This window comes from Bradyrhizobium stylosanthis (assembly GCF_001641335.1).
In the GTDB taxonomy this organism is placed as follows: Bacteria; Pseudomonadota; Alphaproteobacteria; order Rhizobiales; family Xanthobacteraceae; genus Bradyrhizobium; species Bradyrhizobium stylosanthis.
Genome location: NZ_LVEM01000002.1, coordinates 867554 through 882686 on the forward strand (window position 1 = coordinate 867554; position 15133 = coordinate 882686).

The 15133-nt window shown below is 64.8% G+C and carries 15 protein-coding genes; 9 read left to right on the plus strand and 6 right to left on the minus strand.

What is annotated here, in order from left to right; translation table 11 throughout:
* Window positions 1–59 precede the first annotated feature (59 nt).
* Window positions 60–443, minus strand: coding sequence for a hypothetical protein (locus A7X65_RS16000; RefSeq protein WP_063687723.1), 384 nt, complete (start codon window positions 441–443; stop codon window positions 60–62).
* A gap of 583 nt (window positions 444–1026) precedes the next feature.
* Between A7X65_RS16000 and A7X65_RS16005 the strand changes: the two genes are divergently transcribed.
* Both A7X65_RS16005 and A7X65_RS16010 read left to right on the plus strand, forming a co-directional pair.
* Window positions 1027–1596: a hypothetical protein gene (locus A7X65_RS16005; protein ID WP_063686352.1), complete on the plus strand. Its 570-nt coding sequence runs from the start codon at window positions 1027–1029 to the stop codon at window positions 1594–1596.
* Between the two features lie 82 nt (window positions 1597–1678).
* Window positions 1679–3001, plus strand: a complete 1323-nt coding sequence (locus A7X65_RS16010; protein ID WP_063686354.1) for an alpha/beta hydrolase family protein — start codon at window positions 1679–1681, stop codon at window positions 2999–3001.
* 30 nt (window positions 3002–3031) lie between these two features.
* Here the strand turns inward: A7X65_RS16010 and A7X65_RS16015 are convergent, their stop codons facing one another.
* Together A7X65_RS16015 and A7X65_RS16020 are read right to left on the minus strand one after the other, a co-directional pair.
* The gene (locus tag A7X65_RS16015; RefSeq protein ID WP_063686356.1) at window positions 3032–4468 is read right to left on the minus strand and encodes a glutamine synthetase family protein; all 1437 of its coding nucleotides are present in this window, start codon (window positions 4466–4468) and stop codon (window positions 3032–3034) included.
* A gap of 151 nt (window positions 4469–4619) precedes the next feature.
* Entirely contained in the window at window positions 4620–5978 is a 1359-nt protein-coding gene (locus tag A7X65_RS16020) for an aromatic ring-hydroxylating dioxygenase subunit alpha (RefSeq protein ID WP_063686359.1), read from the minus strand.
* Window positions 5979–6091: 113 nt separating this feature from the next.
* Between A7X65_RS16020 and A7X65_RS16025 the strand changes: the two genes are divergently transcribed.
* The 4 genes from A7X65_RS16025 to A7X65_RS16040 all read left to right on the plus strand — a co-directional run bounded on the left by A7X65_RS16025 (window position 6092) and on the right by A7X65_RS16040 (window position 9312).
* Window positions 6092–6877 (plus strand): IclR family transcriptional regulator domain-containing protein, encoded by a 786-nt coding sequence (locus A7X65_RS16025; protein ID WP_063686361.1) that lies wholly within the window; start codon window positions 6092–6094, stop codon window positions 6875–6877.
* A 68-nt stretch (window positions 6878–6945) separates the two neighbouring features.
* Window positions 6946–7278 carry a PRC-barrel domain-containing protein gene (locus tag A7X65_RS16030; RefSeq protein ID WP_063686363.1) on the plus strand — a complete coding sequence of 111 codons (333 nt, stop codon included), beginning with the start codon at window positions 6946–6948 and terminating at the stop codon, window positions 7276–7278.
* 86 nt (window positions 7279–7364) lie between these two features.
* Window positions 7365–9101, plus strand: a complete 1737-nt coding sequence (gene ybaL / locus A7X65_RS16035; RefSeq protein ID WP_063686366.1) for a YbaL family putative K(+) efflux transporter — start codon at window positions 7365–7367, stop codon at window positions 9099–9101.
* Window positions 9052–9312 carry a hypothetical protein gene (locus A7X65_RS16040; protein WP_145657033.1) on the plus strand — a complete coding sequence of 87 codons (261 nt, stop codon included), beginning with the start codon at window positions 9052–9054 and terminating at the stop codon, window positions 9310–9312. Before ybaL ends, A7X65_RS16040 begins: the two co-directional genes overlap by 50 nt.
* A 30-nt stretch (window positions 9313–9342) precedes the next feature.
* Here A7X65_RS16040 and A7X65_RS16045 read toward each other — a convergent pair whose 3' ends face one another.
* Window positions 9343–10023 (minus strand): transglutaminase-like domain-containing protein, encoded by a 681-nt coding sequence (locus A7X65_RS16045; protein ID WP_063686370.1) that lies wholly within the window; start codon window positions 10021–10023, stop codon window positions 9343–9345.
* Between the two features lie 160 nt (window positions 10024–10183).
* Between A7X65_RS16045 and A7X65_RS16050 the strand changes: the two genes are divergently transcribed.
* Window positions 10184–10963 (plus strand): B12-binding domain-containing protein, encoded by a 780-nt coding sequence (locus A7X65_RS16050; protein WP_063686372.1) that lies wholly within the window; start codon window positions 10184–10186, stop codon window positions 10961–10963.
* 7 nt (window positions 10964–10970) lie between these two features.
* Here the strand turns inward: A7X65_RS16050 and A7X65_RS16055 are convergent, their stop codons facing one another.
* Both A7X65_RS16055 and A7X65_RS16060 read right to left on the minus strand, forming a co-directional pair.
* Window positions 10971–11369, minus strand: a complete 399-nt coding sequence (locus tag A7X65_RS16055; protein ID WP_063686374.1) for a group II truncated hemoglobin — start codon at window positions 11367–11369, stop codon at window positions 10971–10973.
* A 215-nt stretch (window positions 11370–11584) separates the two neighbouring features.
* The gene (locus A7X65_RS16060; RefSeq protein WP_063686377.1) at window positions 11585–12493 is read right to left on the minus strand and encodes a helix-turn-helix transcriptional regulator; all 909 of its coding nucleotides are present in this window, start codon (window positions 12491–12493) and stop codon (window positions 11585–11587) included.
* Window positions 12494–12616: 123 nt separating this feature from the next.
* On the opposite strand from A7X65_RS16060, the gene A7X65_RS16065 reads away from it, so the two are divergent.
* Window positions 12617–14158 (plus strand): benzoate-CoA ligase family protein, encoded by a 1542-nt coding sequence (locus tag A7X65_RS16065; RefSeq protein WP_063686379.1) that lies wholly within the window; start codon window positions 12617–12619, stop codon window positions 14156–14158.
* A gap of 143 nt (window positions 14159–14301) precedes the next feature.
* Window positions 14302–15120, plus strand: coding sequence for an alpha/beta fold hydrolase (locus tag A7X65_RS16070; RefSeq protein WP_063686381.1), 819 nt, complete (start codon window positions 14302–14304; stop codon window positions 15118–15120).
* Window positions 15121–15133 lie beyond the last annotated feature (13 nt).

Consider the following 15133-nt stretch of genomic DNA (forward strand, 5'->3'; position numbering starts at 1 on the left):
CTCGTTCGGTGTCGTCCCGGCCTCCGCCGGGACGACGTCGGGGAGGGGCAGGTGCACTCTCACCAATAAATCCCATGCCGATGCAACTCGCGGATCACGCGGGCCTCGGTGGAGGGCTGACGGCGCTTGGCCTTGGTCGTTTCAGTCGCACTCGTCGTCACAGGCGCGGCGGTTGGCGAAGCCGGCGCTGCGGCGGTTGCCGGAGCGGGAGCCGCCGTCGCAGCCGGGGCCGTTGACGTCGGGGTGGTCGTTGCCGTCTGGACATTCGTCGCCTGCGGTGCCGCCGGGGCTTGGGTCGCCTGCGGCGGGACAGGTGCCGCCGTGGCCGGCTGCTCCACCTGCTGGTTCGCACTGCCGGCTGCCAGGCTCAGGCTGCGCGAACCACCGGCAAAGGCCTCCGTTGCGAGCAGCGAGATCGCTGCGATCAGGATCAGCTTGCGCATCGCAAACTCCATCGTCTGGTCAGTTCGTCTTACCCAATTCGGGGCCTACCTACGGCTAGCGTGCGAGGCGGTGCAGGCCGATCTCGATCAGGGTGGTCCGGCAGGACAGGCGATAGATCAGGCTGACCAATTGACCCCACATGACCGAACTCCATTGTTGATCACGAGGGCAGTCTAGCCCCGTCGTCTTTCCAGCGGTTTTCGCCGGGCGACGAAAATGGCTTCGTCGAAGGCGGCGGCGTGTCGTCGGAACGAGCGGGACGAAGTCGCCTCACAGGCGTGTGAGGGGGCGGGGCAGCGGGGGCGACCAAACGCAGGTACCGGAATATTTTGAGATAGCGAGGCGCCCAGTCGCTCGCTCCGGCGTGGACTCTGTCTCGCACTCAAGGTCTGGATGTCGGACAGTCCCGACGCACGCCCGCGGCTGCATTTCCACAAGCGAAGAGAAAATGCCGTATCCATAGGATGAAAATGAGATTAGAGATGCTCTACCTATAGTTTTGTTCATTCATCCTTGGCGCTTTTTTCGCAAATGGACCCGACAGTCAGCAATACCCGCCGCCGCTCGCTATGGAGGGGCGGCTTGCTGTTGCTGGTCCTGCTGCCGCTTCTCCCGGAGATACTGATCCTCGCGGTGAGCGCCTACGCGGCGGCCGTCGGCTGCCAGGCGGACGCGGGATTTGCTTGTGCGGTAGGGCCTCCGTCGGCGAGCGGGGTCATACGCGCGGCGCTCAAGGTGGCCTATGCGGTCGGCACCAAATTCGCCGACGACAACATCGTCATCGCCTGGCTTGTTGGTTGCTTCCTGGTGATCACCCTTGGCTGGTCGAGGCTTGCAAGCCGTCTTCTGCTGGCGTTTGGTGTAACCTTGATCTTTGCAGTGCTGCCGTACTTCGGCCCGATCCTGGCGATCGGGCACCTGGTCAATCCCAAATGCCGACCCAACGAGGGCGGCGTTCCTCCCGAATGCACAATCTATGGCGGGGACGTCGGCAGTGCCGCGCACAATGCCGTCCGGTTGGGTTGGAAGTTCTTCTACGGGGCGCCGGTCGCCTTCGTGGCGTTTGTTCTATTCGTCATCTTCGCGGTTGCCGCCCATCTGATCTCTCGCCGCCGTGCTGTGGCGCGGGAGCAAGACGCCCCTCTGGCCTGAAGGAAGGGGCCGGGACGGATTGTCAACCGCACGCGTTTGTGGTGTTCTGCACGTATAAATTGATTTTTTGGGATTTTAGACCATGCGCTCCAATTCTCGAGCAATTCGCCTGGGGTTCATCGTGGTGTCGGTGGCGGCCGCGCATGTGAGCCCCGCCGCAGCACAATCCAGCAAGGATCCGGCGCTCAACATCCTCGCGTCCGATCTCGGTAGCTATTCCCGATATTATGCGCCTTATGCGGTGCAATCTGCAGCGGCCTATTTGTCGTTCAATGACTTTCCCGTTGATAAAAAAACGGGGCTTGCCCTGATCAAGGTCGACGACGACGGATACGGCGAAGATACCAAGTTCGCGATTCGTGGCACCATCGGCGATTCCGTACCTGCGCGAGAAGCGATCAGGGAATGGCAGTATCAGTTTGGCAACGATGGCGCCCCGCTGAAATGCATCGACGACAGCGACAGTGCCTGCAAGGCGGCCTTTGAAAAAAGGGGATGGGAGTTCGGCAGTGGCCCGAGATACCACGTCTGGGCACACAAGAGCTTCCCTCAGGCAGGCCGGGGTGCGTGCAGCGAGGTCAGCATCGCGTTTCAAGGCACCGTGGGCTACGACCGTTGGGACTGGACTTCAAACGCGTCGAGGTTCGGTACGCCCTACGACGATTATTACCACCAGCTTCAACGCAACATTAATGCCATCGTCAACAAGATCAGGGGGCTTGATTGCTACCAGCGATCGACTCGGATCGTTTCGACGGGCCATTCGCTCGGCGCTGGCCTCGCGCAGTTTGTCGCTCTTGCGAACAAGCGGATCAGGAGGGTGTTCGCGTTCGATCCGTCGCCGGTCACTGGTGCGCATCTCATCGATGCAAGGACATTGCGCGCGAACGTTCAGGGCCTGACGATCGATCGCATTGCGCAGTACGGCGAAGCTCTTTGGTGGCCTCGATACGTCGTTGAGGAATACCCGCCGAACAGGTTCCCCTGCAATCCCATCGTCCGAACCGTCAATGTCGACGCGGTGCGCGGCGGTCCTGTGGACTTGCACATGATCAACCCCCTTGCCGGACGAATCGTTGGATTGACTTATGACCGGGGCAGGCAGGTGACCTACGGTGAGCCCGACATCCCGGCCAAGTGCAACCTCACCAATGACGAAATTGCCAGCGCCGGCGCACAACGGCAGTTCGCTTCGTTCAAGCCCAACTACGTTGGAAATGGCGATCAGGCATCATATCCGGACCTGCAACAGACCGCCGAAAAGCCGCGCCAGGCAAGGGTGCGCGGAACGGTTATGGCTTCGCGCGGACAGGGAAGCAAAAGAATAGCCGCGACCGAGCCCTACAAGCAGGTTGCTCAATTCGACGGCGCCAGGTCCTTTGTGCCGCTGACTCCCGCACAGTAGCCGCCAGGGAGCGGGGCATCATCGACGAGATCAGAGCATCTCGAAATATTCGCGATGTTCCCAGTCCGTCACCTCCGCCAGGAAGCGGTCGATCTCGGCGTTCTTGATGTGGGTGTAGTAGTCGACGAACTCAGGCCCGAGCTTCTCGCGGAAGAACGGGTCGTCCTTCAGCGCGCTGACGGCATCGCGCAGCGATTTCGGCAGCAGCGGCGCCTTGGTCTCGTAGGGCGTGTCGGCCGACGGGCCGGGATCGAGCTTGCGGTCGACGCCGTCGAGGCCTGAGAGAATCTGCGAGGCCATGTAGAGATAGGGATTGGCGGCGGGCTCGCCGATGCGGTTCTCCAGGCGCGTGGCGGCATCATTGGCGCCGCCCAGCACACGGATCATCACGCCGCGATTGTCGCGGCCCCAGATCGCGCGGTCCGGCGCCAGCGAATAGGAGCGGTAGCGCTTGTAGCCGTTGATGGTGGGCGTGGTGAACACGGCCGATGCGCGGGCGTGGTCGAGCAGGCCGGCAAGGTAGGACTTGCCGAACGCGCTGAGCGGCTCGGTGCCGTCCTTCGCCATGAACTGGTTCTCGCCGCTGGTGCGCGAGACGATCGACTGGTGCAGATGCCAGCCGCTCGCGAACACGTTCGGCAGTTTCGGCCGGCACATGAAGGTGGCGTGGTAGCCGTGGCGGCGCGCGATCTGCTTCACGGCGCTGCGGAACAGCACCATGTTGTCGGCGGGCTCGAGGCCCTTCTTCGGCGCGAAGGTGAATTCGCACTGGCTTGGCCCGAATTCGACCTCGACCGAGCGCAGCGGCAGCCCGAGCGCGACGATGTCACGCCGCAAGATCTCCAGCACCGGCTCCATCTGATCGAAGCGCTGCTCGGTGAGGTATTGATAGCCGTGGCTGAGCAGGCTCACCGACGGCGGCGTGCCCGGCTGCCCGGCGTCCTCGGGGCGCATATGCGGATCGTCGAGCCTGAAAATGTGGAATTCGACCTCGAGGCCGGCGACGAAGTCGTGGCCGCGCGCGCCGAGCTCGTCGAGCACCCGCTTGTAGAGCCCGCGCGTCGCAAACGGCACAGGACGGCCGTCGCCAAAATAGAGATCGCAGAGCACCCAGCCCGTCGCCGGCGCCCACGGCAGCACGCGAAACGTGGTGGGATCGGCGACCATCAGCACGTCGGCCGCGCCCTCCATCTCCTTCATGCCGAAGCCGCCGCCCGCGGTGAACACCGGAAACACCGTGCGGTGCGAGGTGTCCTTGGCGAGCATGGTGGTGGTGATGGAGCAGCCGCTCTCCAGCGAGGCGATCGCTTCGGTCGCGATGATGGTCTTGCCGCGCAGAATGCCGTGCTGGTCGGGGAAGGCGAGGCGGATGACTTCGAGGTTCTTGTCCTCGACGATGCGGCGCATGCGCGCCGCCGCGTCCTTCTGCTCATCCGACCACAACGCATGACGCGCGACGAAAGTCACTTTGCTATTCCTCCAGTCGTGAGGCGCGAAGCATGCGCCACATTCTCCGTCATTGCGAGGATCACTTGCGACGAAGCAATCCAGAGTCCCTCCGGAGAGGCAGACTGGATTGCTTCGCTGCGCTCGCAATGACGAGGATCGGCCGTCACTCTTATTCCGCCGCCGTCAGGCGATGCACGTTGTCCGCGATCTCCTTCGGCACCGGCGCGGTCCACGGCGCGCCGCGGCGGCGCTTGACGTCGACCTCCATCCAGTAGGTCTCCCACCCCCGCGTCGGGCCGATCCCGTCCATGGTCGCCGGTCCCTGGATGCTGCGTGCATTGGCCTCGTCCAGGAACAGCATCGGCTTCTCGCCGCCGCCGACCTTCTCGATCTCGGCCCGCAGCAGGCGGCGATATTGCACGATCGCCTTGTCGCTCGAGCCGAGATGCTCCTTGGTACGGTCCTGGATCGCACCCATCGATTCCACCGCCCACTGATCGTGGACGTTGATGTCGGTGCCCATGCCGGTATAGGTCGCGGTCTGCTGCTCGTGCGGATCGAAGCCGTAATCGTTGCTGCGGTTCTTGCGCGAGACGTAGTCGGGCAGCTCGTAGAGCTCGAGCCGTTGCTCGCGCATCTTCTGCTTGTCGACCGGGTTCGAATAGCTGGTGAAGATCGCGTACCAATAGCAGTTCTCGTCATCGACGGGCACGTGCCACTGCGTGATCGTCATTTCCGTGCTCATGGGAATGACGAAACCGTGCGGGAAGAGCTGGTTGGTGACGCGCACATGGGTGCGCACCTCGTCGATCTCGCGCAGTGCGATCAGGCGAAGGCCGTATTCGGTGTGCTCGACATTGATGATCGGGCGGTCGTATTCGCGCAGGATCTTCGTCATCGGCAGATCGCTGCCGGCCGAGGCGCCGCGGAACTGCTTGCCGTAGGCGGTCGAGGTGTCCTCGTCCTCGAAGAAGCGGTGCAGATAGGAGGCGTGCGCGGGATCGATGCCGACCTCCAGCGCCTGTAGCCAGTTGCAGGCCATGTGGCCCTTGAACGCGAAGGTATGTGTGCCGGGCGCAACGAAGCAGTCGAGCTCCGGGAAGGCGGGCGGGGCGCCTTCGCCGAGATAGGCCCAGAGGATGCCGCTCTTCTCCACCACGGGATAGGAGCGCTGGCGGATGTTCTGGCAGAGCTTGGAATCCTTCGGCTCGGCCGGGGTCTCGATGCACTGGCCGGTGGCGTCGAACAGCCAGCCATGGAAGGCGCAGCGCAAGCCGCCGTGCTCCAGCCGCCCGAAGGCGAGGTCGGCGCCGCGATGCGCGCAGTGACGGTCGATCAGGCCGTAGCGTCCCGTCTCGTCGCGAAACAGCACCAGGTTTTCGCCGAGCAGCCGCACAGGACGGATCGGCCGCGCACCCTCCAGCTCATCCACCAGCGCCGCCGGCTGCCAGTAGCTCCGCATCAGCTTGCCGCAGGGATCCTTCGGCCCGGTGCGGGTGATCAGGTCGTTCTGCTCCTGGCTCATCATGGCGAGTGCATCCTTTGTGGAGGGACGATTGTTCGCCTATTGAACGAATGGGCGAATTATGACATGCCTTGAACCGGCAGCAAGCACTATTTTGCAGGATTGTCCCAGGCACCATGCCCAAGCTGAAACGGAGTGAGACCGACGAGCGCCCGACGGATTTCGTCGAGGCCCTCGATCGCGGCCTGCGGCTGCTGCAGTGCTTCGGCACGAATACGGGCCCGATGACGCTGAGCGATCTCGCCCGCGCCGCCGATCTGCCGCGCGCCACCACACGTCGCATGCTGTTCACGCTGCAGCGCGGCGGCTTCGTCAGTGGCGATGGAAAGCTGTTCTCCCTGACGCCGCATGTGCTGACGCTGGCGGCGTCCTACTTGCGCTCCAACCAGCTCGTCGCGGTGCTGCAGCCGGTGCTCGATCGCGTCGCGACGGCGGCGAACGAAATCTCCTCGCTCGCGGTGCTCGACGGCGACGACGTCGTGTTCGTCGCACGCAGCAGCCCGGCGCGAATGTTCTCGGGGGGACTCGAGATCGGCTACCGCCTGCCGGCCTTCTGCACCTCCGTCGGCCGCGCCATGCTCGGCCAGCTCGACGATGCCGATCTGGCCGCGCGCCTGCAGATCATGAAGCGGGACGCGCTGACGCCGCAGACGGTGACCGACCCGAAGGCGCTGCTTGCGCGCATCGCCGCCGACCGCGCGCAGGGCTATGCACTGGTTGACCGCGAGGCCGAGCCGCACTTCCGTTCGATCTCGGTTCCCGTCCGGCGCTACGACGACACGATCGTCGCGGCCATCAACATGGGCGCCCATGTCGACCGGGTTCCGGCCGCGGAGCTGGTCGACCGGTTGCTGCCGCTGCTCCGCGAGGGGGCGGAGTCCGTCCGGTCGCAGCTGCTCTAGCAACGATCGCTGGCGCCGTGCGTCCACGGGCCTATAATCGCGTCACGCAAGATAACAGGGAGGATGCCATGCAACACACCATGGTTCCCAGTGATCGCGTGGAGCATGTCGGTGTCTACGGGCGCGACGGCAGCAAGCTCGGCACGATCGAGCGGCTGATGCTCGACAAGGTGACCGGCACGGTCGCCTACGCCGTGATCAAGACCGGCGGGCTGCTCGGCACGCGCCACCATTATCCCATGCCCTGGAGCGCGCTGAAATACGATCCTGCGCGACAGGCCTTCTGCGTCGAGGTGACGCTGGACGAGCTCGCCAGTGGACCCTGCGAGTTCGACGGCGACGAATTCGACTGGGGCGATCGTTCGCGGCCCTACGCACACGCAAATTACTGGTCGGTCTGATCGCGCGATCGCGGCCCGGCGTCGCGCGTTGACCCGCGCGCACAGGTCGCGGTGCATGGCTGCGCATGCTGTGTCAAAAGGAAAAAATGCCGCATGACACACCTCTCATCGCCACCATCGTCGTTGGACTTGGACTAGCTTTCGTACTCGGAACAATCGCGCAGCGGTTCCGCATTCCGCCGCTGGTCGGATATCTGCTCGCCGGCGTCGCTGTCGGTCCGTTCACCCCCGGCTTCGTCGCCGACCAGGCGCTCGCCACGGAGCTGTCGGAGCTCGGCATTATCCTGCTGATGTTCGGCGTCGGCCTGCACTTCTCGCTGCAGGATCTGCTCAGCGTCCGCAACATCGCCGTTCCCGGCGCCGTCGTGCAGATCGCGGTCGCGACCCTCATGGGCCTCGGTCTTGCGCATGTGATGGGCTGGGGTGCCGGCGCCGGGCTCGTATTCGGCCTCGCTCTGTCGGTCGCGAGCACCGTTGTCCTGCTTCGCGCGTTGCAGGAGCGGCGGCTGATGGAGACCGATCGCGGCCGCATCGCCGTCGGCTGGCTGATCGTCGAGGACCTCGCGATGGTGCTCGTGCTGGTGCTGTTCCCCGCGATCGCGAGCCTTCAGGGCGGCGCCGACGGCAAGCCAACCTTCGAGCCGCTGGCCGCACAGCTCGGTCTTGGTCTCGCCGGCGTGGTGATGGTGACGATCGTCAAGATCATCGTGTTCATCGGCCTGATGCTGGTGGTGGGCCGCCGCGTCATTCCGTGGATCCTGCACTATATCGCGCACACCGGCTCGCGCGAATTGTTCCGCCTTGCCGTGCTCGCGATTGCGCTGTGCATCGCGTTCGGGGCAACGAAGCTGTTCGACGTCTCGCTGGCGCTCGGCGCCTTCTTCGCCGGCATGATGCTGCGGGAATCGCCGCTCAGCGCGCGGGCTGCGCAGGAATCGCTGCCGCTGCGCGATGCCTTCGCCGTGCTGTTCTTCGTCTCGGTCGGCATGATGTTCGATCCGATGAGCGTGGTCCGGGAGCCCTGGCCGCTGTTGGCGACGCTCGCGATCATCATGCTCGGCAAGTCGGTCGCCGCGTTCCTGATCGTGGTGCTGTTCCGGCATCCCGTCGCGACCGCGCTCACGATCTCGGCGAGCCTGTCGCAGATCGGCGAATTCTCCTTCATCCTGGCCGAGCTCGGCGTTGCCTCGCAGATGCTGCCCAGCGCGGGCCGCGACCTGATCATGGCCGGCGCGATCCTCTCCATCATGCTCAACCCGCTGATGTTCGCGGCAGCGACATGGCTCGCGCCGCGGCTCGATCCCGGGCGAGACACGCCGAAGGCGGCGGCCGCCGTGCCCGAGCCGATACGCACCACCGATCTCACCGGCCATACCATCGTGATCGGCTATGGCCGCGTGGGCGCGCTGGTCGGCGATGCCTTGAAGCAGCGGCAATTGCCGTTCCTGGTCGCCGAGGTCGGCGAGAGCGCGCTTCAGAAGCTGAAGCAGGGCGGCATCGAGACCGTCATGGGCAATGCCGCGCAGCCCGAGATTCTCGGCGCCACCAATCCGTCGCGGGCACGCCACCTCGTCATCGCGATTCCCGAGGCGTTCGAAGCCGGACAGATCGTGCAGCAGGCGCGCGCGGCCAATCCGGATATCCGCATCATCGCGCGGGCGCATGCGGATGCCGAGGTCGATCATTTGAAGGGGCTGGGGGCGGATGTCGTCATCATGGGCGAGCGGGAAATCGCGCGCGGCATGATCGAGGAGCTGGAAAGGAGAGTCCCGGATGCTGCCCAGCAAGATCCCCGCGCACTCGCGGTTGGTTCGGTCGTATGACCTGATCACGCCGGCGGGGCGGACCTACCGGTTTCCACCGCCGACATTGCTGCAGCGCCTGGTGCGGTGGGCGGTCGGGCACGCGGAGACGGTAGCGATTTCGGCGGCGATCCTGGCGCTGATCTATGCCGCCGGCCTTGTGGCGGAGGCGCTGGACCGCTCGGTGTTTGATGCGTGTAGTGATCAAGTCGGGGGGCGTAGGGTGGGTTAGCGTAGCGTAACCCACCCTATGCACCGCGGCTTACCGCCCTTCCGCCTCGCGCTCCATGTCGCGGCCCGAGAGATCCTCGCCCTGCATGTTGGCGTAATCGCGGGCCATCTCGCGCATCAGGAATTTTGCCGGCACGTCGTGATAGGTGCCGCGGTCGTTAACGTATTGCATGTAGGCGCGCCCCTCGCCGTCGAACGGGTGCAGCAGCGCGTCGCTATGGCCGTCGAAATCGAGCGGCGCCACACCGACCTTGGCACAGAGCGTGTCGTTGAAGGTCGGCGTCGCCTTGCGCCAGGCGCCGTCGACATGCACCTCGGTAAAGCCGTGCCAGGTGAAGATGTCCGTGCCCATGCTCGCGCGGAGCTTTTCGGTGGTGAGGTGGTTCTTCACATCGGCGAAGCCGACGCGCGCGGGAATGCCGTGGACGCGGCAGGCGGCGGCATAGAGCGAAGCCTTGCCGACGCAATAGCCTTGCCCCGCCGCGAGCACGCTCGAGGCACGGAACGTCTCGGCGACGCGCATGCTGACGTAGGGATTATAGCGGATGCCGTCGCGCACCGCCTTGTAGAGCACGCTCGCCTTCTCGCGCGCGCTCGCATCGGCGCGTACGGCGTCGTTCGCGAATTGCTGCACGGCCGGATGGTCGCTGTCGATGTACTCGCCTGGATCGGTGTAGAGCCGGCGGATGGTGTCGGGGAGAATGTCGGTCATGACCAAAGCCTAGCAGCGGGAATTCCGCATTCAATTTCGTTCGTCGCGCGCCGCCCATGCTCGCTGCACTACCCCGTCACCGCTTGCGTCGAGCCGCTATCGCTTTTGCAGGCGGCGATGCTGCGCTAGGCTGGGTGGAACCGGAGAGGGGAGCGGTCGCGTGCTGAAATGGTGTGCCCATTGCCAGCAGTTCATCGGCGAGATGCCGCCGCACGCGGATTACGGCATTACGCACGGCCTGTGCCGCAAATGCGCGGGCGAGCGGCCGGATCTGCTCAGCGGCGATGAGTATGCCCACGCGGTCGCGCTGCGCGACATCTTTCAGTCGCTGTTTTCGGCGGGGCGCAGGAGCGATTTCGATGCTGCAGGGCCGCTGATCGACCAGGCCATTGCCGCCGATTGCCGGCCGGTCGACATCCTCGTCGGCATGATCGCACCGATGCTCTACCAGATCGGCGACGCCTGGGAGCGCGGCACGCTCACCGTCGAAGGCGAGCACGAATTCACCGCTTTCGCCGAGCGTGTGATCGATCTCGTCGAGGCCAGGATGAGGCTGGCGTGGTCGCAGCCGGAGCGGCCTGCCGGCGATCGCCGCTATCTCCTGATGAATGCGCCCGGCAACACCCATGTGGTCGGGATTCGTATTCTCGGCCTCTGGCTGCACAACAAGGGATGGCCGATCCGCCATGTCGACGATGGCACGCTTTTCGATGCGCTGACCGAACTTTCCCCTGCGGACGAGCCAAAGACCTTGCTCGTCTCGATCGCTCTGCCCGAGCAGCGTGAAGCGGTTGCCGCTCTGGTCGAACGCGTGCTGGCTCTGCCGGCGCCGAGCCGCCCGGATATCGTGCTCGGCGGCTACGCGGTGAAAACCGGCCAGGTGCCGCGCATTCGCGGTGCGAAGCTCGCCGCCGACATCAGCGCGCTCGGCCTCGACTGACCGCTGTTCATTGCCGGTTGCGCATCCAGTCGGCGAGGCCGGAGATTGCCTTGTCGAGGTCCTGTCGCGCGCCGGCGTCAGGGATGGTCTCCTCCATCGCACCGCGCATGCAGAGCAGCCACGCATCGCGCTCGGCGTCCCCGATGGCAAAGCCGATATGGCGCTGACGCAGCCGCGGATGCCCCTTCTCGGGCGTATAGAGCTTCGGGCCGCCGGTCCATTCGGAGAGATAGCGCTTCAGCACGTCCCGAATCAGCCCGAGATCGTCCGCATGCATGTCGCGAATGACCTTGGCCTCCGGCAGCGTGTCCATGCGGTCGTAGAAGCGGTCGACGAGGGCGTCGATCGTGGCACTGCCGCCGATCCGCTCAAACATGGAGATGGTGGTGACGTCGCTGGAGGTCATCGTGGGTCCGGAGGTGGTGATGCTGGGCTGGGATATAGGATCATCCAACGCGGCATACAAACTTCCACTGTCGTCCCGGCGCAGGCCGGGACCCATACCGCGTGATCTATTTGTGACGCGCGGTACCGATACCGCGAACAGATCGCGTCACGCTAGCCTTCGCCAAACTGCTCCCTGTGGTTATGGGTCCCGGCCTGCGCCGGGGCGACGGCCAGCTACAGCGCCACGCTCCGCAGCCCGAAGCTGCGGGCTTCGTTCTGCAGCACCGGACGCACCGCATCGATCAGTCTTGCTGCCGCCGCATCGACCGACAGCCCCGCAGTGTCCACCACCGCCGTCGCGCGCGAATACAGCGGCTCGCGGCTCAGGAGGATGTTGCGCAGCTCCGCCATGGCCGAACGGTCGTCCGCCATCGGGCGCAGATCGCCCTGGCGGCGGACGCGGGCCATGTGCTCTTCCGGCTCGGCCTTGAGCCAGATCGTGTAGAACGAGGTCAGGATCTGGTCGAAGGTCAGCGGCTCCGAGACGATGCCGCCGCCGGTCGCCAGCACCATCAGCTCGTTGCGCGCGAGCAGTTGCTGCAGCGCCGCCTGCTCCATGCGGCGAAAGCCTTCCTGGCCGTACAGCGCGATGATCTCGGCGACCGAGAGGCCGTTCTGCTGCTCGACCTCCTTGTTGAGCTCCCCAAAACTCCAGCCGATCTTCTTCGCCAGCATCCGCCCGAGCGTGGACTTGCCGGCACCGCGCAGGCCGATCAGCGCGATGCCGCAGAACGGCGCGCGCCCCGGCGCCGACGCGCTGCCGCCGGCCAGCAGATCTTTCGCCTGCGCGATCTGCGCGGGCGCCGCCTTGCGCAGGAGATCGCGAAACATCTGCCAGTCCGGCGTCGGGTCGGCGCTGGGCAGCAAATCTTCGAGATGTGCGCCCATGGCGTCGGAGACGCGGCGCAACAGCACGATGGAGACATTGCCCTTGCCGCTCTCGAGCTGCGCGATGTAGCGCTCCGAGATTCCTGATACCTTGGCGAGCACCTTGCGCGACATGCCGCGCAGCGCGCGCATGGTGCGCACACGCTGGCCGAGCTGTTCGAGAAATCGGGATTCGGCGTCGGGACTGTCGGTCATGAGCCTTCTTTAAACGGGTGTCCTGCGGCGCGTTTTAATGAAACATAGTGCCTGCTGGCATTGACAGCAAGCTGTCACAGTGTCTTTCTATGAATTATAATTCTAAAATCTGGGGAGACGACCGTGAGCGAGGGATCCTACAACGCGGTGACCTGGCTGCTCGACCGCAACGTCGAGGAGGGCAGGGGAGCCAAGATCGTCTTCGACGACACCGTCTCGCGGCTCACCTATGGCGAGCTCCAGCAACAGACCCGGCGCGCCGCCAACATGCTGCGCCGTCTCGGCGTCCGCCGCGAGGAGCGCGTGGCGATGATCATGCTGGATACGGTCGATTTCCCGGTCGTGTTCCTGGGCGCGATCCGCGCCGGCATCGTGCCGGTGCCGCTCAACACGCTGCTGACCGCGGACCAATACGCCTACATCCTCGCCGACTGCCGTGCGCGCGTGCTGTTCGTCTCCGAGGCGCTCTATCCCGTCATCAAGGACGTGGTCGGCCGCATGCCCGATCTCGAGCATGTCGTGGTATCGGGCGCCAAGCAGAACGGCCACAAGCAGCTCGCCGAAGAAATCTCGAGCGAGAGCGACCAGTTCACCACGGCCGCCACGCATCCGGACGAGCCGGCCTTCTGGCTCTATTCCTCCGGCTCGACCGGCATGCCCAAGGGCGTGCGCCACATCCATTCCAACATGCAGGCGACCGCGGACACCTATGCCAAGCAGGTGCTCGGCATTCGCGAGAGCGACGTCTGTCTGTCCGCGGCAAAGCTGTTCTTTGCCTATGGCCTCGGCAATGCGCTGACCTTCCCGATGTCGGTCGGGGCCACCGTGATCCTCAACAGCGAGCGACCGACGCCGGCGCGCATGTTCGACCTGATGAACCGCTACAATCCGTCGATCTTCTACGGCGTGCCGACGCTGTTCGCGGCGATGCTCAACGACGAGACCATGAAGGCCGAGCGCGGCGGCAAGGCCTTGCGCATCTGCACCTCTGCCGGCGAGGCGCTCCCCGAGTCCGTCGGCAACAGCTGGAAATCGCGCTTCGGCGTCGACATTCTCGACGGCGTCGGCTCGACCGAGCTGCTGCACATCTTTCTGTCGAACGCGCCCGGCGACATCAAATACGGCTCGTCAGGCAAGCCGGTGCCGGGCTATGCGGTGCGGCTCGTCAACGAGGCCGGCCAGGATGTCGCCGACGGCGAAGTCGGCGAGCTCCTGGTCGATGCGCCTTCGGCCGGCGAAGGCTACTGGAACCAGCGCCACAAGAGCCGCCGCACGTTTGAAGGACCCTGGACCCGCACCGGCGACAAATATGTTCGCGACACCGATGGCCGCTACACCTTCTGCGGCCGCGCCGACGACATGTTCAAGGTTTCCGGCATCTGGGTCTCGCCGTTCGAGGTCGAGAGCGCGCTGATCACGCATCCGGCCGTGCTCGAAGCGGCCGTCGTGCCCGAGGCCGATCCGGAAGGCCTGTTGAAGCCGAAGGCTTTTGTCGTGTTGCGGCCGGGCGCGAAAACCACGGAGCTGCAGGAGATGCTGAAGGAGCACGTCAAGCAGAAGATCGGCCCGTGGAAATATCCGCGCTGGATCGACGTGGTGGAATCCCTGCCGAAGACCGCGACGGGCAAGATCCAGCGGTTCAAGCTGCGCGAGGGCGCAAACTAGCAATAGGTCGTCATGGCCGGGCAAAAGCGCGCAGCGCGTCTTAAGCAAGATGACCCGGCCATCCACGTGTATCCGCCATTGAGGGAAGCCGTGGATGCCCGGGTCAAGCCCGGGCATGACGACGGAGAGAGAAGAGCGCAAGCATGACCAGCCTCACCCCCACCGGCTTCCTCAGCATCGGCAGCGCCAGCCTCGAATACAAATGGCTCGCGCCGCAAACAGCCGATGCGCCGACCATCGTCATGCTGCATGAGGGCCTCGGCTCCGTCGGCCTCTGGGGCGATTTCCCGGAAAAGCTTCAGCAGGCGACCGGCGCCGGCATCTTCGTCTATTCGCGCACGGGCTACGGCCAGTCGGGCCCGGCGGCGCTGCCGCGGCCGCTCGACTACATGCAGCGCGAGGCGCTGGACGTGCTGCCGAAGGTCCTCGATGCGATCGGCTTCAAGCGCGGCCTCCTGCTCGGCCATTCCGACGGCGCCTCGATCGCCACGATCTATGCCGGCGCGCACCAGGATCACCGGCTGCAGGGCCTGGTGCTGATCGCGCCGCATTTCATCGTCGAGGACATCTCGGTCGCATCGATCGCCGCGATCAAGACCAGCTTCGAGACCACGGACCTCAAGCCCAAGCTCGCGCGCTGGCACAAGGACGTCGACAACGCCTTCTACGGCTGGAACGGCGCCTGGCTCGACCCCAAGTTCCGCGACTGGGATATTTCGGAATATCTCGCCTATATCCGCGTTCCCATCATGATCCTGCAAGGGGCCGGCGACCAATATGGGACACTGCGCCAGGTCGAAATTGCGCAGGAAGAGTGCTATTGTCCTGTCGATATTAAAATCATTTCAGAGGCGGGCCATTCCCCGCATCGTGAAGCGCCGGGGGCGACGCTTGACGCGATTGAGCAATTTGCAAGTGCGGCCCTGCGCGACGATCAGGGACTTCAGATCCACGCCGCATGAACATGCGGAGGCA